This is a genomic window from Nesterenkonia sp. K-15-9-6 (assembly GCF_052656005.1).
The window spans coordinates 103996-121386 of the sequence record NZ_JBQYEY010000002.1 but is presented as its reverse complement, the minus strand read 5'-3'; the positions used below and the strand labels follow the sequence as shown (position 1 = coordinate 121386).

The 17391-nt window shown below is 70.0% G+C and carries 16 protein-coding genes and 2 tRNA genes; 8 read left to right on the top strand and 10 right to left on the bottom strand.

The genetic code is table 11. The annotated features are described in order from the left end of the window. The first annotated feature begins 28 nt into the window (after positions 1 to 28). Both SD455_RS01805 and SD455_RS01800 read left to right on the top strand, forming a co-directional pair. The gene (locus SD455_RS01805) at positions 29 to 763 is read left to right on the top strand and encodes a polyketide cyclase (RefSeq protein WP_445507068.1); all 735 of its coding nucleotides are present in this window, start codon (positions 29 to 31) and stop codon (positions 761 to 763) included. A 5-nt stretch (positions 764 to 768) separates the two neighbouring features. Next, entirely contained in the window at positions 769 to 984 is a 216-nt protein-coding gene (locus tag SD455_RS01800; protein WP_445507067.1) for a hypothetical protein, read from the top strand. A gap of 223 nt (positions 985 to 1207) precedes the next feature. Here the strand turns inward: SD455_RS01800 and SD455_RS01795 are convergent. The 3 genes from SD455_RS01795 to tadA all read right to left on the bottom strand — a co-directional run bounded on the left by SD455_RS01795 (position 1208) and on the right by tadA (position 2491). Continuing rightward, a tRNA-Ser gene (locus SD455_RS01795) sits at positions 1208 to 1298 on the bottom strand. 69 nt (positions 1299 to 1367) lie between these two features. After that, positions 1368 to 1916 carry an adenine phosphoribosyltransferase gene (locus SD455_RS01790; RefSeq protein WP_445507066.1) on the bottom strand — a complete coding sequence of 183 codons (549 nt, stop codon included), beginning with the start codon at positions 1914 to 1916 and terminating at the stop codon, positions 1368 to 1370. A 95-nt stretch (positions 1917 to 2011) separates the two neighbouring features. Beyond that, a complete protein-coding gene (gene tadA / locus SD455_RS01785; protein ID WP_311025881.1) occupies positions 2012 to 2491 on the bottom strand; it encodes a tRNA adenosine(34) deaminase TadA in 480 nt (159 codons plus the stop codon). 218 nt (positions 2492 to 2709) lie between these two features. On the opposite strand from tadA, the gene upp reads away from it, so the two are divergent. The 3 genes from upp to SD455_RS01770 all read left to right on the top strand — a co-directional run bounded on the left by upp (position 2710) and on the right by SD455_RS01770 (position 5067). Next, entirely contained in the window at positions 2710 to 3345 is a 636-nt protein-coding gene (upp, locus tag SD455_RS01780) for a uracil phosphoribosyltransferase (protein WP_070158983.1), read from the top strand. Positions 3346 to 3705: 360 nt separating this feature from the next. Next, positions 3706 to 4518 (top strand): winged helix-turn-helix domain-containing protein, encoded by an 813-nt coding sequence (locus tag SD455_RS01775; protein WP_070158984.1) that lies wholly within the window; start codon positions 3706 to 3708, stop codon positions 4516 to 4518. Positions 4519 to 4557: 39 nt separating this feature from the next. After that, positions 4558 to 5067, top strand: coding sequence for a SixA phosphatase family protein (locus SD455_RS01770; protein ID WP_070158985.1), 510 nt, complete (start codon positions 4558 to 4560; stop codon positions 5065 to 5067). Positions 5068 to 5226: 159 nt separating this feature from the next. Here SD455_RS01770 and SD455_RS01765 read toward each other — a convergent pair whose 3' ends face one another. The 5 genes from SD455_RS01765 to SD455_RS01745 all read right to left on the bottom strand — a co-directional run bounded on the left by SD455_RS01765 (position 5227) and on the right by SD455_RS01745 (position 11441). Continuing rightward, the gene (locus SD455_RS01765; RefSeq protein ID WP_070158986.1) at positions 5227 to 5499 is read right to left on the bottom strand and encodes an HPr family phosphocarrier protein; all 273 of its coding nucleotides are present in this window, start codon (positions 5497 to 5499) and stop codon (positions 5227 to 5229) included. 132 nt (positions 5500 to 5631) lie between these two features. Next, positions 5632 to 7386 carry a phosphoenolpyruvate--protein phosphotransferase gene (gene ptsP / locus SD455_RS01760; protein WP_445507065.1) on the bottom strand — a complete coding sequence of 585 codons (1755 nt, stop codon included), beginning with the start codon at positions 7384 to 7386 and terminating at the stop codon, positions 5632 to 5634. Positions 7387 to 7531: 145 nt separating this feature from the next. Next, positions 7532 to 9568, bottom strand: a complete 2037-nt coding sequence (locus SD455_RS01755; RefSeq protein ID WP_445507064.1) for a PTS fructose transporter subunit IIABC — start codon at positions 9566 to 9568, stop codon at positions 7532 to 7534. Positions 9569 to 9639: 71 nt separating this feature from the next. Continuing rightward, complete coding sequence (locus tag SD455_RS01750; RefSeq protein ID WP_445507063.1) at positions 9640 to 10638, bottom strand: 1-phosphofructokinase family hexose kinase; 999 nt, start codon at positions 10636 to 10638, stop codon at positions 9640 to 9642. Continuing rightward, positions 10635 to 11441 (bottom strand): DeoR/GlpR family DNA-binding transcription regulator, encoded by an 807-nt coding sequence (locus tag SD455_RS01745; RefSeq protein ID WP_139827689.1) that lies wholly within the window; start codon positions 11439 to 11441, stop codon positions 10635 to 10637. The genes SD455_RS01750 and SD455_RS01745 overlap by 4 nt, the downstream gene beginning before the upstream one ends. Positions 11442 to 11751: 310 nt before the next feature. Here SD455_RS01745 and SD455_RS01740 point away from each other — a divergent pair, with 310 nt between their 5' ends. Next, positions 11752 to 12240: a GNAT family N-acetyltransferase gene (locus SD455_RS01740; protein WP_445507062.1), complete on the top strand. Its 489-nt coding sequence runs from the start codon at positions 11752 to 11754 to the stop codon at positions 12238 to 12240. A gap of 138 nt (positions 12241 to 12378) precedes the next feature. On the opposite strand, the gene SD455_RS01735 is transcribed toward SD455_RS01740, so the two are convergent. Further along, positions 12379 to 14262, bottom strand: a complete 1884-nt coding sequence (locus SD455_RS01735) for a DUF2207 family protein (RefSeq protein WP_445507061.1) — start codon at positions 14260 to 14262, stop codon at positions 12379 to 12381. Between the two features lie 334 nt (positions 14263 to 14596). On the opposite strand from SD455_RS01735, the gene SD455_RS01730 reads away from it, so the two are divergent. Continuing rightward, a complete protein-coding gene (locus SD455_RS01730) occupies positions 14597 to 15949 on the top strand; it encodes a hemolysin family protein (RefSeq protein WP_070158423.1) in 1353 nt (450 codons plus the stop codon). Beyond that, positions 15946 to 16962 carry a CNNM domain-containing protein gene (locus SD455_RS01725; RefSeq protein ID WP_070158424.1) on the top strand — a complete coding sequence of 339 codons (1017 nt, stop codon included), beginning with the start codon at positions 15946 to 15948 and terminating at the stop codon, positions 16960 to 16962. Before SD455_RS01730 ends, SD455_RS01725 begins: the two co-directional genes overlap by 4 nt. Before the next feature lie 172 nt (positions 16963 to 17134). Here the strand turns inward: SD455_RS01725 and SD455_RS01720 are convergent. Beyond that, positions 17135 to 17208 (bottom strand) — tRNA-Arg (locus SD455_RS01720). Between the last annotated feature and the right edge of the window lie 183 nt (positions 17209 to 17391).

Here is a 17391-nt window from a genome sequence, read left to right as displayed (position 1 = left end):
GCCCGGGCAGGTCTGCATGAATGTCCCCATGAGCACCCCAGCCCACCGGGCGTCCGGAGAGCGGATCGTCGAACCTTCCGGGCAGCTCGACGCCGTGCTGCGCGAGGTGCCGTTCCGGCAGCGTGACGACGGCGTCCTGGCCACCACCCGACTCGCCCAGACCTTCCCCATCTCTGCAGTGGAGCTGTGGGCCTGCTGTACGGCGGAGGGCCGGCTGGCTCAGTGGTTCGCCCCGGTGGCCGGCGAGCTGCGGCTCGGCGGGCGGTTCACGGTGGAGGGCAACGCCTCCGGCACCGTGGAACGGTGTGTGCCGCCGGGTGATGGGGGCGCGGGGGAGATGCAGCTGAGCTGGGAGTTCGGTGAAGACGTCTCTCAGCTGGTGGTCCGTTGCGGGCAGGCTGTGGCGGACGACGTGGTGTCCGGTGGGTCGGGCGATCACTCCGGCGGCCGTGAGCGGTCCCGCCTGGTGGTGGAGCATCGCGGACTCGTGCCGCTGGACTTCTGGGCGGACTACGGCCCCGGCGCCGGAGGAGTGGGCTGGGACCTGGCGCTGCTCGGGCTCGCACATCACCTCAGGACCGGCAGCACCGTCCCGGCCGAGCAGTCGCTGTGGGTGACCACTCCGGCGGCAGGCGAGTTCATCGCCGGCAGCAGCGATGCCTGGGGGCGTGCCGCGGTGGTTGCTGGCAGCCCGGAGGATGCCGCCCGGACGGCGGCTCGGCGCACCACCGTCTTCTATACGACCCCTGACGCTGAGGGGTGACGCCCATGCCGACGCGTGACATTCGGCCCGTGGGGGATCTGCCTGACAGGCTCGGTAAGACGGCGGTGCGCGAGCTGGCGCACCACGGCGTCCGGAGCCTCGCCGAGGCGGCCGCGCACACGCCGAAGGAGCTGCTGGCCATCCACGGGGTGGGGCCCAAGGCGATCCGCATCCTGACAGAGGTGTTCGAGGAGAAGGGGCTCTCCTGGCGTCAGGAATGAGGCGACGTTCGGCTGATCCTGGCCACAGGAGCGACGTTCGGCAGAAGTTGACTGCTCAGGGTGCTTGGAATGCGCATGCCCATGGTGAACTTCCGCCGAACATGTCTGCGCTCGGCGTGTGTGATGAATTCACCGGGGCCTGGGGAGGCGCCCACCCTGGGGAGGCGCTCGCCCACAAAGCGAAGGCCCCTGACCAGAAATCCCTGGTCAGGGGCCTGCAAGCTGGCGGTGACGGTGGGATTTGAACCCACGGTACGGGGTTACCGTACACGACATTTCGAGTGTCGCACCTTCGGCCGCTCGGACACGTCACCTCAGACCTGAAGATGCTACCGAAGATGCGCGCGCGACTCCAATCGTGGCTGTCTCCGGCCTGAGCGGACTCAGCCGCCGGTGCGGAAGAGCGAATGTACGGCCCCGGCGTGACGGCGCCCGCCGAGCTCCTCGAGCTCCAGCACGACGGCGGCGCCGGTCACGTCGCCGCCGAGCTCGGCGATGATCTGCCGGGAGGCGGCCAGGGTGCCACCGGTGGCCAGCACGTCGTCGACCAGCAGCACCCGGGCCCCGGGCTCCAGCACCCCGGGGGCCTCGATCACTGCGGAGCCGTACTCCAGGTGGTACTCGATGCTCGCAGCCGGGTTCGGCAGCTTGCCCGCCTTGCGGATGGGCAGCGTCCCCACTCCTGCGGCGATCGCGATGGACCCGGCCAGGAGGAATCCGCGGGCTTCGATGCCGGCGACGACGTCGAAGGCTCCACGGAACGGCTGGATGAGCCCTGTCGTCACAGCTTCCAGCGCGGCGGCGTCCACCAGCAGCGGAGAGATGTCACGGAACAGCACCCCCGGCTCGGGGTAGTCCGGCGTCAGCGCGATCAGGGACTCGGCACGTGCCAGGGCGACGGTGAGATCGGGGGAGGGGTCTGCGGAGAGCACCGCGCAACTCTAGCAATCCGCGTGACTGACCGGCACGCGCCTGCCGCCACCCGCGGGCGGGGCCCGGTCTCAGTCCTCGTTCTCAGCCCTCGTTCTCAGCCCTCGGTCTCGGAGGCCGTCCCGCCCTCCCGCAGCCGCGTGGCGAAGAACCCGCTGAGCTGTGCGGAGCACTCCTCGGCGCGCACCTCCGGGTGGACCTCCACCCAGTGGTTCAGCCGCGGCTCCCGCAGAATGTCGAACACGGACCCTGCCCCGCCGGCCTTCTCATCCCAGGCGCCGAAGATCACCCGACGGATGCGGGCGAGCACGATGGCGCCGGCGCACATGGGGCACGGCTCCAGGGTGACGGCCAGCGTGCAGTCGTCCAGGCGCCAGGTGCCGCGGTGTCGTGCGGCCTCGCGCAGGGCGATCAGCTCCGCGTGGCCGGCCGGATCGGCGTCGGCCTCCCGGGTGTTGTGGCCCTCACCGATGATCTGGCCGTCCGGGTCCACGACGACGGCGCCCACCGGCACGTCCCCGCCGGCGGCCGCCCGTTCGGCCAGGTCCAGGCAACGGCCTATGAGCTCGTGCTGCACTCCGGCGTCGCGGGCGTCCCGGGTGATCCGGCCACCCGGCGGTGCGGCGTCCGAGCGGACCGGCACGGCCGAGTCGCGGGGGTCGCCGTCGCCGCTGTGCCCGGGGCGGACCGGCTCCTGGTGCGCGGCGCGACGCGCGTCACGGCGCGGATCGGGGCGGACGGGGGATGCCATGGGCCCAGCCTACTGGCGTCCCTGCGCCCTGGTAGTTTGGTCCCATGCGTGTACAGGTCGTGGAACACCCGCTCATCGCCCATAAGCTCACCCAGCTCCGGCGGGTGGAGACCAGCTCCAACCACTTCAGGCAGCTCACCAAGGAGCTGGTGATGCTGCTCTCCTATGAGGCCAGCGATTCGATCGCCACCGAGCCGATCACCATCACCACCCCGGTCACCGAGACCGAAGGGACTCAGCTGGCCGGCCCCACTCCGCTGGTGGTCCCGATCCTGCGCGCGGGACTCGGCATGCTGGACGGTATGACCTCCATGATCCCCACCGCGGAGGTCGGCTTCCTGGGTATGGCCCGCAATGAGGAGACCCTCGACATCATCACCTACGCCGAGCGGCTCCCCGACGACCTGACCGGACGGCACGTCTTCGTGCTGGATCCGATGCTGGCCACGGGCGGCACCTTGGCCGAGGCCATCCGCTTCCTCAAGCGTCGCAACGCCAAGGAGGTCACCTGCATCTGTCTGCTCGCCGCTCCGGAGGGCATCGAGCGGCTGCAGAAGGACGTGGGCGATCTGGAGGTGGACCTCTATTTGGCCGCCATCGACGAGAAGCTCGATGAGAACGCCTACATCGTGCCCGGGCTCGGCGACGCCGGGGATCGCCTCTACGGCCTCGCGGAGTGAGTTCCGAGCTCTGCTGAGCATCTCCCCAGCCCCTGCGCGGCCGGACGCGCTATTATTCGCGCTCGCCTCGCGCATCGTCCGATGTCAGCTCGCTGGTGCGGATCCCGGTCTCCGAGCTGACCCGTTCGCCGCGTCCCGCGACGCCATGCGGCATCGGGGGTGTCGACGGCGTCCGCGGCGCACTCGCCGTCGGGGGCTCGTCCACTCGTGATTCCCGCCCCAAAAGTGTGAGCCTGCTCACAAACACGCCGCATCGTCTCAGAATGTGGAATATTCCATGCTTTGTTACTTGCATTTTTCTTATGTGACGTGGAGTCTGGAGTCCGAATCGACCGGTCGGCAGCCAGGGAGAACCACCTCATGTCCGCACATCCGAGTCAGGCCCAGAATCCGGGGTATGTCCACGTGTCCGTCCGCAATGCGGCACGTCGTGCGGAGATCGCCCGCCGGATGCGCGACGGCGATGACCAGCAGGCCGGCCGTCGGGCAGGACGAGGCCGCTCCTCGAGCCAGCCGCGCACCGGGCCCGTTCCGGTGGTCGCCCAGAACGGCGGCGGCCCCCAGCTGGTCCAGCCCGACGTCGTCGCCCGCGGCTTCGTGGTCTACGTGGGCCTCGACGAGGACACCGCGACCGCGGCCGGCACCTCGTTGCACAAGATCGCCACCGACCTCCGCGACTACGTAGAGTCGATCGCCCCCGAGTCCCAGGTCCACATCGCCATGGCGATGGCCTCCGCGGCCGCCGAAGGCAGCGACCTCGACGTCGTCCGTCAGGCGCTCGGCGACCCTACGGTCACCCACCGCACCATGGAGGTGCCCGTGGCAGCCCCTCAGGCTCCCTCAAGCTCCGGGGTGCTGATCGACCTCTCGCGCCGCGAGGTCAAGCTGGACGGGGACAACCTGAACCTCACCTACAAGGAGTTCGAGCTGCTGAACTACCTGGTGGAGAACGGGACCCGCACCGTGGGTCGGGAGGAGCTCCTCAAGGCCCTGTGGCGCAACGCCGACACCGAGCAGATGCCGAACGAGCGCACCATCGACGTGCACATCCGGCGCCTGCGCTCGAAGCTGGGCCGCCTGGCCAACACGGTCCGTACGGTTCGCGGCCAGGGCTACCGGTTCTACGAGCACCCCGAGGTCACGGTCTGGGCCGCCCCCGAGTACAGCATCTGATCCGCATCTGAACGGCGCCCGGCGCCGCGGGAGGGGACCATGGACGACGCCGTCGAGCTGCTCATCCTGCGCCATGCTCAGGCCGGACACGCCTTCTCGGAGGACGACCACGGTCGCACTCTCACCGACCGCGGCGCCGAGCAGGCCCGTGCCGTGGGACAGCGGCTGCTGGCCGAGCAGGTCCTGCCGGACGCGACCATCTGCTCCGATGCCATGCGCACCCGTCAGACGTGCATCTGGATCAACCACGAGCTGGAGGAGAAGGCCCCCACCCCGTACCTGGACGGCAGGCTCTACGGGGCGGGGTCCCGCCATATGCTCTCCGTGATCAACGAGACCCCGGAGACGGTGCGCCGGCTGCTGGTCATCGGGCACCTGCCCACCGTCCAGGACCTCGGCATGGAACTCGCCTCGGTGCACTCCGCCGAGGATCCCGTGCTGCGCCTGGCCTCGCGCTTCCCGACCGCCGGCCTGGCCCGTTTCGTCGTGGAGAAGCCGTGGGCGGAGCTCGACGGCCGTGACGCCCGGCTCATCGACTTCTGGGACTGAGCCCCCAGGGCAGCCGCAGAGCCACGCCCAGGCGGGCTGGCCGCTGTCCAGACATGCAGCGTTCTGTCCAGAGAGGAAGAGGCCGGTGCACAGGTCGCCATGACCCGTGCACCGGCCTCTTCTCAACGTCGCGGGGAGCGCTGCTCGCCGCTGAGCCGCTCAGTCGTCCTGTTCGGTCTCCAGGATGCGCACCAGCTCGTCGAGGGCGGCCTCCGCGCCGTCGCCCTCGGCGGAGAGCACCACCTGGTCGCCGTACTCGGCGCCGATGCCCATCAGGCCCAGGATGCTGCCGGCCTCGAAGGTCTCTTCAGGGCTGTCCGCCTTGGCGATGCTCACCTCCACCGGCTGTGAGCCTGCCGCCTCGGCGAAGACGGCGGCTGGACGGGCGTGCAGTCCTGCCTTGGAGCCGATGGTTGCGGTCCTCTGGGCCATGGTTCTCCTCCTGCTGATCTGGAGTCGTGCTCGGATGAGCGTCGTGTCCTGCGACGCCGGCGCCGCAGGTCTGTACACATCTTATGGGGTGCCGGGGCCGGCGCGCCCTGCAGATGGCGCCAGGAGACGGCCTCAGGCGAGGCCGAGCTCCTGCAGCGCCGGCAGCTGGGCGACGACGGCGGCGCGTGCCTCCCCGGAGCTCCGCGCGGCCGTGGCGACGGCGGCCAGCTCCTTCGCCTGCTCAGGGCTGACGGTGCGCAGCACGGCCGCCACTGCGGGCAGGGCGGCCGCGCTCATGGACAGTGAGGTCGCACCGAGACCCACCAGAACAGGAGCCAGGGCCGGATCTGCCGCGGCTTCGCCGCACACACCCACCGGCCCGTGTGAGGCGGCTCCGGTGGCGCCGATGAGCTGCAGCACCGCCGGCTGCCAGGCGTCGTTGAGGGCCGCCAGGGAGCCCAGCTGTCGGTCCGAGGCCATCGTGTACTGGGTGAGGTCGTTGGTGCCGATGGAGACGAACTCCACCTCCTCGGTGATCGGGCCCGCGGTGAGCGCGGCGGCCGGAACCTCGATCATCACGCCCGGAGTCTTCAGTCCTGCCTCGGCGGCCATGGTGCGGAAGCTCGCGGCCTCCTCAGCGGTGGAGATCATCGGGGCCATCACCCAGACGTCCACGCCGTCACCGGCGGCGGCCTCCGCCTCGGCGACGGCGGCCAGCTGCCGACCCAGCACACCGGGGGAGGCGAGCTCGGTGCGGAAGCCCCGCACACCCAGCGCCGGGTTGGGCTCTTCGGCGTCGGTGAGGAAGGGCAGCGGCTTGTCGGCGCCGGCGTCGAGGGTGCGCAGCACGACCTTCGCGGGCTGCTCGGCGGTGCCACGGGCCGCGAAGGCCTCGAAGACCTCGCGGTAGGCGGATACCTGCTCCTCGTGTCCGGGCTCGGAGTCGCGGTCGAAGAACAGGAACTCGGTGCGGAACAGCCCCACACCTTGGGCGCCCGCCTCGGCGGCGGCCCGGGCATCGGCTCCGTTGCCCACGTTGGCCAGCAGCGGCAGGGCGGTGCCGTCGGCCAGGCGACCGTCGCCGTCGAACGCGGCGATCTGGGCCCGGCGCTCCCGATGGGCCTGCACCTCGGCTTTCAGCTCGTCGGTGACGGAGGTGTCGATGACGCCGGCGGCGCCGTCGACGTGCACTTCGGTGCCGTCCGGGATCTGCAGCACGCCCGGGGCGGCCACCACAGCAGGCAGGTCAAGGGACCGGGCGATGATGGCGGTGTGGGACTGCGGACCGCCTTCCTGGGTGACCAGGGCCAGGACCTTCTCCGGGTCCAGGGTGGCGGTGTCGGCGGGCGCGAGGTCCTCGGCCAGCAGGATGAACGGAGTCTCGCTGTGGGGGATGCCCGGGGGCGTGACGCCCCGCAGCTGGGCGATGACCCGGTCGCGCACGTCACGGACGTCGCGCTGCCGCTCGGCCATCTTTCCACCGAGTGCTGCCAGCATCTGGGTGACCTCCGCGGCCGCCTCGTAGAAGGACCGCTCCTCGGTCTTGCCCCCGGAGATGCGCTTGATCGCGGCCTTCTTCAGCATCGAGTCGGTGGCCATCAGGGCGGTCGCCTCGAGCACCCCTTTGGCGTCGCCGGCGGCCTCGGCGGCCCGGGCGCGCAGCTGCTCGGCCACCGCGGCGGTGGCCGCCTCCAGGGACTCCACAGCGCTGGCCTCGGAGATGCCGGAGTCCCGCGGGGAGTTCTCCGGCTCGGCGATCGCGTCCGGCATGGACAGCACCGGTCCGACGGCGCGCCCGGGGCAGACCCCGACCCCGGTGAACCGGGTGCCGGGCAGCGTGCTCGCCTGGTCAGCGGGGGCGGAGGGGAGGTTCTCGGGGGAGGTCATGGGTGAATCCTAGGTGGTGCGGGTCGGGTGCGGGGACGCGGGGCGGCCGTCTGTGCGCTCGCGCGGCGGCCGTCTGTGGGCCCGGCGGGCCGATGGCCGACCGCTCCGGTGAGACTCCGGGGCGGCCGGCCATCGGGCGCGGGGGTCAGGCGGTGGCGGTCGCCGGCTCGGCGGCGGCCGGTGCGCCGGGCAGGCTGCGCCGGGTCCACCGCTTCAGGGCGATGACGCAGAGGGCCGTGACCACGGCACCGGCCAGGACGGCCAGGATGAACAGCACGAACGAGTCGATCGCGAAGAACACGAAGGCTCCGCCGTGCGGGGCCAGCGAGGTGATGCCGAAGGCCATGGTCAGCGCCCCGGTGACGGCGCCGCCGGCCATCGCAGAGGGCAGCACCCGCAGCGGGTCGGCCGCGGCGAATGGGATGGCGCCCTCGGAGATGAAGGCTGCGCCCAGCAGCACTGCGGTCTTGCCGTTCTCCCGCTCCACCGGGGTGAACAGCCGCCGGTCCAGGAAGGTGGCCAAGGCCAGGCCCAGCGGCGGAACCATGCCGGCGGCCATGACCGCGGCCATGATCATCAGCGGCCCCGGGTTGTCGGCCACGGACCCCGCGGAGATGCCGGCGACCGCAAAGGAGTAGGCGACCTTGTTGATCGGTCCACCCAGGTCGATGCACATCATCAGGCCCAGGACGACACCCAGCAGGACGGCGGCCGTGCCGGTCATCCCGGACAGCCAACTCTCCAGGGACGCGGTCAGACTGGCGATGGGTCCGCCCAGCAGCAGGAACATCAGGCCGGAGGAGACCAGAGTGGCGATGAGCGGGATGATCACCACCGGCATCAGTCCGGCGAGCCAGCGGGGGACCTCCAGACGGCGGAACCCGGCGGCGACGGCGCCGGCCAGCACACCGCCGACGATGCCGCCGATGAACCCGGCGTCCATGGACACGGCGACCATGCCGGCGGTGAAGCCCGGGGCGATGCCGGGGCGGTCAGCCATGCCGTAGGCGATGTAGCCCGAGAGAGCTGGCACCAAGAACCCCATCGAGGTGGCGCCGATGGTGAACGCGACGGCGCCGAGGTACGTGAGGAGGCCGCCGTCGGGGAGATTGAACAGAGTATTGCCGAACACGACGTCGTCGGCGACGTCCGTGATGTCATGGCCGCCCAGAAGGAAGCCCAGGGCGATGAGCAGACCGCCCGCGGCGACGAACGGGATCATGTAGGAGACACCGGTCATCAGCACACGCTGGGTCTTTTTGCCGAAGCTCTCCTCAGCCCCGGAATGTGACTCCTCGCCGGACTCTTCAGCGGAGACGCGCGGGGCGGAGGGGTCGTCCACGGCCGCCAGGGCCCGGTCGATCAGCGCGGCGGACTCGTCGATGCCGCGCTTGACGGGCACGTGCACCACGGGCTTGCCGGCGAAGCGGGCCTTGTCCCGGACGTCGACGTCGACGGCGAAGATCACCGCGTCGGCACCGGCGACGACGTCGGCGGGCAGGGCGGTGGCCCCGGCAGAGCCCTGGGTCTCCACATGGATCTCCACGCCCTTCTCCTCGGCGGCCTGCTTCAGGGCGTCGGCGGCCATGTAGGTGTGGGCGATCCCCGTGGGACAGGCGGTCACGGCCACGATCCGGCGGCCCCCGGAGGTGGCCGAAGCAGCCGTGCCTGCGGCTGCGGCCGGGGCGGTGTCGGCGGGCGCACCCGCAGCCCCCTCGAGCTCGGCCACGGCAGGAGCGACGGCCTCGGTGACCCGGTCCACCACCCCCTGGGAGTCCTCGGCCTCGCGCAGGGCGGCGACGAAGTCCTTCTTGACCAGGGAGCGGGCCAGGGCGGCGAGGATCTTCAGATGAGCCTTGTCGGCGCCGTCGGGGGCGGCGATGAAGAACACCAGGTCGGCAGGGCCGTCCTTGGCGCCGAAGTCCACCGGCTCGGGCAGTCGGGCGAAGGCCAGGGTGGCCTCCGTGACGGCCGAGGTGCGGCAGTGGGGGATCGCCACGCCGCCGGGCATACCGGTGGCGGACTTCTCCTCGCGTGCCCAGGCGTCGGCCACCAGGGTCTCGGCGGCCGCGGTACGACCTGCCTGCTGGATGCGGGAGGCGAGCTGCTCGATGACCTCTCGCTTCGCGCTGCTGCGGATCTCGTCGAGGCTGACGAGCTCCGGGGTGATGATGCTCTTCATGGCGGGTCCCTCGCAGTTCGGGTGCGGTGTTCCGGGGTGGTGTTCCAGGGATGGATCCGGCTGACGCGGGGTCAGACGGAGAGTGGCTCCACGACGACGACGTCGAGGTCGAGATCATCCGGGGTCGGCATGACCGATCCGGGGAGTGCGGCGGCGGCACGGCCCTGGGCTGCGGCCTGCCGAAGCCGGCCGGCAGGACCTTGGCCCTGCTGAGCGGCCAGCAGCAGCCCGGCCAGGGAGGCGTCGCCGGCGCCGACGGTGGAGCGGGCGAGAAGCTCCGGGCCCCAGGCCCGCAGCACCTCGTCGCCAGGGCGGTCGGGGACGAGCAGGGCGCCGTGGGCGCCCAGGGTGACCAGGGCGGTGCGCACGCCGTGGTCCTGGGCGATACGGACCAGGCGGAGCACTTCGGCCGGGCGGCTCTCCAGCTCCTCGGGCTCCATGGTGCGGCCGTCGGAGAAGCGGGGGCTGGAGCCGGTGAGCAGGGTGACCAGCTCCAGCAGCTCCTCACCGTTGGGCTTGATCAGGTCCGGCTCGGCGGCCACGGCTCGGGCGAGCGCCGGACCGGAGGAGTCCAGGGCGATCTGCGGAGCCTCCGGCCCGAGGTTCCTTCGCAGCCGCCCGATGACCTGGGCGTAGAAGTCGACGGGCACGCCCGGGGGCAGCGAGCCGGCCAGGGCCGCCCAGCTGGCGCCCTCGGCGGCGTCCAGGGCGAGGGAGAGCAGCGCCTCGGTCCGGACCTCGTCGAAGGCTGGGCCGGGCTCGTTGATCTTCGTGGTGGTGCCTGCCGGATCGGTGACGGTGATGTTGGTGCGCAGCGCTTCGCTCAGGGACAGGCCACGATGCGGGACGCGCAGCTGGGTGAGCGCGGTGAGCACTGGGTCAGTGTGGTCTCCGGGGAGGACCGCCAGGGTCTCCTGCCCGGCGGCGACCAGGGCGCGCGAGATGTTCACGCCTTTGCCACCGGGTTCGGTGGAGGTTCGGACGGCGCGCTGCACGGCCCCCGGAGCCAGGGGGGCGTCCAGTTCGACGGTCTTGTCGAGACTGGGGTTCGGAGTCAGGGTGAGGATCATCGCGGCACCGCCACGACGACGGTCACATCGGCGGCGTCCAGGGCGTCCTGCAGCCCGGGGTCGGGCTCGGCGTCGGTGATGAGCACGGAGATCTCCTTCAGCTGGGCGAAGCGGACGAGGGTGGAGCGGCCGAGCTTGGAGGAGTCAGCCAGCAGCACGGAGGTGCGGGCTGCGCGGATCAGGGCGGCTTTCATGGCTGCTTCGGCGGCGTCCGGGGTGGAGAGGCCGAACTCGGCGTCGATCCCGTTGGTGCCGATGAATGCGACGTCGGCCTGGCGGCCGGCCAGCGTCTCCAGGGCGCGGTCACCGACGACGGCGCCGGTGAGCCCCCGCACCTGACCGCCGAGGATCTCCAGGTCGACGGCGGTGACGTCGCTGAGCTTCTGGGCGATCGGCACGGCGTTGGTGATCACCACGCGGGACTCGGCCGGGCCGGCGTCGCGTGACTCGGCGGCGATGAGGTCGGCCAGCGCTTCGGTGGAGGTGCCGGCGTCCATCATCAGGGAGCCGGTGCCGACGGGAGGCAGGAAGTCGACGGCGGCCCGAGCGATGGCCTGCTTCTGCGCGGCGCGGCTGGCCTGCCGGTCCCGCCAGGAGGTCTCGGTGCGAGAGGAGGGGGAGGCGGGGACTGCACCGCCGTGGACCCGGCGGAGGGCTCCGGCGTTCTCCAGGTGGTCCAGGTCCCTGCGGACGGTCTCGCGGGTGACGGACAGATCTTCGGCGATCTGCTGGACCGTCACGGTGCCGTGGGTGCGAAGGTGGGCCAGGATGCGGTCGTGGCGCTCGGGTGCGAGCAGGGCCATCGTGTCCTCCGATCTGGCGGGTGCTGCCGGTGGGGCGGGTCACGGAGCCGGTGGCTCCTGGAAGTGCCCGTGAGTGTGATTCTACCCACGTTCGTTGGGATTTACCAGACTTTATCTGTGTTTTTCTGTGCTCGCAACGTGGGCCGTTGGGAGTTCACCCGGCCCGACGCGGAGGATTCGCCCGTGTCTCGGCGGCGAGGCGGCGTCGTTCTGCACACCAGAATCACGTCTGCCCCATCAGATGTGGTGAGGCAGACGTGATGTGATGGTGCAGATCGTCCGGCGGGGGCGATCAGGAAGGATCCGGCCCATGGCGTGGAGCATCGAGCTGCTGGCCGCTGCGCACCGGGACCGCCTGCTGAGCTTCGAGGAGCGCAACCGCGAGTACTTCGCCCAGTCCATCCCGGATCGCGGCGACGACTTCTTCGCGCAGTTCGACCACCGGCTGCAGGTGCTGCTGGAGGCGCAGGACGCAGGGATAGACCTGTTCCATGTGATCCTCGGTCCCGAAGGCGGGCAGCCGATCATCGGCCGGATCAACCTGACCGACGTCGACGCCGGCGGTGCGAGCCTCGGATACCGGGTGGCGGAGGCCGCCGCAGGACGCGGCGTGGCTACTTGGGCGGTGGGACGGATCTGCGAGCTGGCCGTCGGCTCCTACGGGCTGTGCACTCTCACCGCGGAGGTGTCCCATGGGAACGTGGCCTCCCGGCGGGTGCTGGAGCGCAACGGGTTCCGGGTCCAGGGCTCGGCCAGCTGGGACGGCGGCACCGGGGTGCGTCTCCTGCGCAGCCTCTGAGCGCACTGCCCCGTATGAGGGCGCAGGTCTTGTCGTCGAGTCGGTCTCCGGTTCCGGCGGCAGACGGAATGGCCGCGGAGCGCATCACGGACGTGGAGGGGGAGCATCGTGGAGACCATGCAGGCTCAGTCGGACTGATCATCGCCCGGCGACGCCACCGCCTCCTCCGAAGGAACCGGCGGAGAACCCCGGCGATCCTGTTGAACCCGCGCCGGAGGAACTGTGCGAGGCGCCGATCGTATGCTGCATGCTTGTGGCCAGCAGAAACCAGCTGCCGGCCGAGAGGCCCTGGGGGCGGAGGGTGCTGTCACCGGCTGCGGCGGAGCCTTCGGCGATCGCGGCCCAGCGTTTCGCCTCGCCCAGAGCCATGGCGTACGGCAGCTGCGAAGTGATCTGATCCGGCGTCAGCTCGGAGGTCGGTCCCGTGCCGTCGGAGGTCTCGACGACGGCGGCCTGAGCGGCCTGCAGTCCGCGCAGCTGCTCCACGTGGGCCCGGCCGAGTGCAGTGCGTCGGGTGCCCATCGTCGCGGTCGCCGCCCAGAGGACCCCCAGCAGGAGGAGGGCCCCGGTGATCCCGGTGAGCAGCAGGCTCAGCGAGGTCGGCATGGTCAAGGCCCAGGCGAGGATCGTCACGACGAGCAGCACCGTGATGCCGGCGGCCGCGGTCCAGTCCCACAGGCTGCCTGCTCCGCCCAACCGCCGACTGAGCAGGTGCCGCGCGTCGAAGCAGGCCAGGGCCTTCGCCTGGGCCTTCTGTGCCGCGGTGGAGAACTCATCGCCCAGCTCGGAAAGTCGGATCGGTTCGCCGTCCCCTTCGGCGTCGAGGGCCGCGAGAAGATCCTGCTCATCGTCGGGCAGGCCGCTCCGGTCGGCGATCGTGGTGGAGGCCAGCCAGTCGCGGCTGTCGTCGTCGTGCTCGGCAGTCGTCTCCTCCAGGTGGAGGTGGCCGCGGGCGGCCAGATCCACCAGCGTGAGTGTGGTGAAGTCGGCCGGAAGAAACAGGGCGGACTTCCTCCAGAGCAGGGCTGCCTCGTAGGGGCTCAGGTCGTCCGGCACCGCATGACGGGGGACGGCCGGGGGCTCCTGCTCCAGGCGCGCGATCCCCAGAGTGGCCCCTGGCTCCGGGAGCGCTCCGGGAGCGAGGAGGGGGAAGTGCTCATCGCGGCCGGAGCGGCGCCGCAGCAGGAAGATTCCGGCGACGGCGGCGACCCCCGCGGCCGCCGCGGCCCACCAGGCCTGCAGCACCGCGTGGCCGATGCGGTCCGAGACCGGGGCGATGGTGTCGGCGAGACGCTCTGAGGCGGTGGGCTCCGCATAGACCGGAGTCGCTGCCGAGAAGGTGCCTTCCGGGACGGTGACCTCCACGCCCTGCCACCCGCCCGGCTCCAGGGTCGTGGCCGTGGCGGTCATCGTCTCGCCGTCGATCTCTGCCGGACAGGGGCGGCCGTCGTCCAGGTCGGAGTCGGTGCCCTGCCAGCAGGCGCCGTCGAGTATCTCCTCCGGTGCGGTGACCTCGGTGGTGACCCGCTCGATGGAGACGTCCTGGTCCGGACCGGCGACGATCCAGTCCCAGGACGAGGGGTTGACGGCACCATGGACGGTGTAGCTGAGCTCATAGGTCTGCAGTCCGGTGCGAGTGTCCTCGGACCCTTCCGGAGCCCCGAGGCTGAGCTGGAGGGCGTCCCTCGACTCCTCGATGTCCGCGACGGCGGCGGGCGCTCCGGTGGGGCTGGTCAGGGCGAAGTCCTCATAGTCGACGACGCGGGGTCCTTCGTCGGAGGGCATCTGGGTGCTCAGCGTGCGGAAGAAGCCCAGGCCCTCTCGCTCACCGAAGTCCCAGTCGTAGGTCTCCTTCACGTGCATCACCCCGTCCTCGTCGAGGTCGATGCTGATGGACAGATCCCGGACCACATCATCGGTGGGATCGCCGGACGCCGCTGCGGCCGGCGCGGGCAGAAGGGCGGCGGCCAGGCCCAGCATGACGACGGCGGGACCAGCTGTCAGGGTGCGCAGAGCGTGCATGTCGGCCAGCTTAGAGAAACGCCTGGGGTGGGGGATCATCCGCGGGGAGTATTCCGCAGACGGACAGAGCGCGTGATCCTCGTCTGCCAAGGTAGCGTCGCCGCGGCCTACCACCAAGCCGCCCGTCGCAGGAGGCTTCTATACTGTACGTATCCGTCACCTAAGGAAGGACGTCGTCCCCCGTGGACTGTGATCAACCGTCGGCCGCCCGCCATCTGCATCGGGCGGCCATGTTGCACCGTTCGGGCCTCCAGCCCACTCCCGTCATCTCTCAGGGGAGGTTTTCGGCTCAGGGTGCCGGGACCTCCGACTGGGCAATCGAGGGCGGCAGTCGATGACGACCCTCCTCCTGCTGCTGGTGGGATGCCTGGTCATCCTGCTGATCATCGCCGCCAACGCCTACTTCGTGGCCCAAGAGTTCGCCTACATGTCGGTGGACCGGAACCAGCTGAGGACGCGTGCCGCGAGTGGTGAGGTTGCGGCCGCGAAGGCGCTGAAGGTCACCAACCGCACATCGTTCATGCTCTCCGGCGCCCAACTGGGCATCACCGTGACTGGACTGCTCGTCGGCTACGTCGCAGAACCCCTTGTGGGTGAGGCGCTGGGGGACCTGTTCGGACTGGTCGACGTCCCCCGGGCCGCGGCCGTCGGCGCCGGAACCGTGGTGGCCCTCGCCGTCTCGACAGTGGTACAGATGATCTTCGGCGAGCTCTTCCCCAAGAACTACGCGATCGCGAACCCCACAGTACTTGCCTTGAGGCTCGCCGGATCCACGCATCTGTATCTGGTGGCGTTCGGGTGGCTCATCACGTTCTTCGACCGGTCGGCCAACGTGCTCCTGCGTCTGCTCGGGATTCAGCCCGTTCATGATGTCGACTCCACAGCCGATGCCGATGACCTGGAACAGATCGTCGACGATTCGCGACAGAGCGGAGATCTCCCGGAGGATCTGTTCCTCGTGCTCGACCGTCTGTTGGACTTCCCTGACCATGATGTGGAGCACGCCATGATTCCTCGTTCTCGGGCGGGCGTCGTCACGCCTGAGACCACGATCGACGGCGTTCGTGAGCTCATGGCTCGGGAGCACACCCGCTATCCGGTCATCGATGAGTCAGACGCCCCGGTAGGGGTGGTTCATCTCCTCGATGTCCTCGCCGCAGAGCAGCCGTGGAACAGGCCGGTCTCGGATCTCATGAGGCCTCCTGTCATCCTGCCGACATTGATGACTATGCCTGACGCCGTCGATGAACTTCGACGCCAGCGGACACAGTTCGCGTGTGTGATCGATGAGTATGGTGGGTTCGCGGGCGTGATCTCTCTGGAGGATCTCGCTGAGGAGGTCCTCGGTGAGCTGACTGATGAGCATGATGAGGAGATCCCCCTGGACATCGTGTCCGTTGCTGAGTCGACGTGGCACGTCAACGGATCTGTGCATGTCGATGAGGTGGAACGGGCGATCGGATATGATCTGCCACGGGGCGACTTCGAGACGCTGTCGGGTCTCATCATCCACGTCTCTGGGGGATTGCCTGCTCCAGGTGACCGCGTGCGGATTGATCTGCACAGCGGCGCAGTGCCCCTGACCGGAGCGACGCCGGTGCTGCGCTTCCTCGAGGCGGATATCAGATCCCTCGACCGCCACGTGCCGCACTCCGTCGTCCTCGAGCTCAGGGAGGAGACGCTGTGACTGAGTGGCTGATTCCAACGATCGCCACAGTGGTGGTCATCGCGCTGTCGGCGTTCTTCGTCGTCATCGAGTTCTCTCTGCTGGCCGCGCGGCGGCACCGCCTGGAGACGAAGTCTCAGCACAGCGCCTCGGCCCGCGCGGCGATCCGAGGTCTGGACCAGCTCACGCTGATGCTTGCCGCCGCGCAGCTGGGCATCACAGCCTGCACATTCGCCCTCGGCGCTGTGACCAAGCCGGCAGTCCATCATCTGCTGATGCCGGTGTTCGGCTTCCTGCCCGCATGGGTCGCTGACGCTGTGAGCTTCGGATTGGCGCTGCTGCTGGTGACGTTCCTGCATCTAGTGGTCGGGGAGATGGCGCCCAAGTCCTGGGCGATCGCCGATCCGGAGCGCTCCGCGACTCTCGTCGCCCTGCCGGCCCAGGTGATCGTGTCGATCCTGGGTCCCCTGCTGCGGGCCATCAACGGCTTGGCCAACCGTCTGGTCGCAGCGGCGGGTGTCGAGCCTGTGGATCGGGCCGCCGTCGCCGGCTACGACTCAGACACCATTCGCACCCTGGTGGAACGGTCCACGAAGGCCGGAACGCTGGACCGGGAGTCCGGGCGCCAGATCTCGGATCTGCTGGCCCTTGGCGTGCAGACAGTGGATGACGTCGTCGAGTCCCCGCAGCAGGCTGTGCCCACGCTTCGCGACGGGGCCACGATGGCGGAGGTGCAGGAAGCGTGTCGGGCGTCCGGGAGGCTGAGGGTGCTGGTGGGGCGCTCCGGGACCGCTGGCCTCGGGGTGGTCCACGTGCGCGACACCCTGCGCGCGCGGCCTGAGGAGCCTGCCGAGCGCGTGGCACGCAAGCCGCTTCTGATGGTGTCCGGGACCACTGTCTTCGACGCCCTCCAGGAGATGCGAGCCGCCGGTGAGCAATTCGCCGTGGTGCGGGCCCCTGGAAAGACGGTCGGCATCATCACGTGGAAGGACATCTTGGACCAGATCTGGCCCGGAGCGTCCAGAACTCGGTGACACGTGCTCCGTTCGTCCGTCGTCGGACGAGGTGTGGAGTGGCGGCGTCATCGGGTGCGCGTGCGCGATGACTGGACGCACGAGCGGACCGGCGTCGCCCATCGAAACCTTCGCCGAGCATGAGAAGAGCCCCGATCCCTGGCGTTCCAGGGTTCGGGGCTTTCCTCATCGGTGCGCCCATAGGGATTCGAACCCCAGACCTTCGGTTCCGTAGACCGACGCTCTATCCAGCTGAGCTATAGGCGCATCTTCTGTTGTCCGCCGATCCCGCTGTCGCGATCTCGACCAGAAAGACTATACACGGGTGCCGGAGGGAGGGCAAAATCGTCGGCTCAGACGTGGCGATCCTCACGAAAATCGGTTCACTCCGCACCTGGTGACCACTATGTGGACTTTCGGTGCGTGGCGGGGATCGCGGACCAGTACAGT

Coding starts and splice junctions, on each gene's coding strand:
- SD455_RS01740 (WP_445507062.1), top strand. CDS start 11,752: ATGGCGTGGAGCATCGAGCTGCTGGCCGCTGCGCACCGGGACCGCCTG.
- SD455_RS01750 (WP_445507063.1), bottom strand. CDS start 10,638: ATGATCCTCACCCTGACTCCGAACCCCAGTCTCGACAAGACCGTCGAA.
- SD455_RS01730 (WP_070158423.1), top strand. CDS start 14,597: ATGACGACCCTCCTCCTGCTGCTGGTGGGATGCCTGGTCATCCTGCTG.
- SD455_RS01805 (WP_445507068.1), top strand. CDS start 29: ATGAGCACCCCAGCCCACCGGGCGTCCGGAGAGCGGATCGTCGAACCT.
- SD455_RS01765 (WP_070158986.1), bottom strand. CDS start 5,499: ATGGCCCAGAGGACCGCAACCATCGGCTCCAAGGCAGGACTGCACGCC.
- ptsP (WP_445507065.1), bottom strand. CDS start 7,386: ATGACCTCCCCCGAGAACCTCCCCTCCGCCCCCGCTGACCAGGCGAGC.
- SD455_RS01800 (WP_445507067.1), top strand. CDS start 769: ATGCCGACGCGTGACATTCGGCCCGTGGGGGATCTGCCTGACAGGCTC.
- SD455_RS01770 (WP_070158985.1), top strand. CDS start 4,558: ATGGACGACGCCGTCGAGCTGCTCATCCTGCGCCATGCTCAGGCCGGA.
- SD455_RS01745 (WP_139827689.1), bottom strand. CDS start 11,441: ATGGCCCTGCTCGCACCCGAGCGCCACGACCGCATCCTGGCCCACCTT.
- SD455_RS01755 (WP_445507064.1), bottom strand. CDS start 9,568: ATGAAGAGCATCATCACCCCGGAGCTCGTCAGCCTCGACGAGATCCGC.
- SD455_RS01775 (WP_070158984.1), top strand. CDS start 3,706: ATGTCCGCACATCCGAGTCAGGCCCAGAATCCGGGGTATGTCCACGTG.
- SD455_RS01735 (WP_445507061.1), bottom strand. CDS start 14,262: ATGCACGCTCTGCGCACCCTGACAGCTGGTCCCGCCGTCGTCATGCTG.
- upp (WP_070158983.1), top strand. CDS start 2,710: ATGCGTGTACAGGTCGTGGAACACCCGCTCATCGCCCATAAGCTCACC.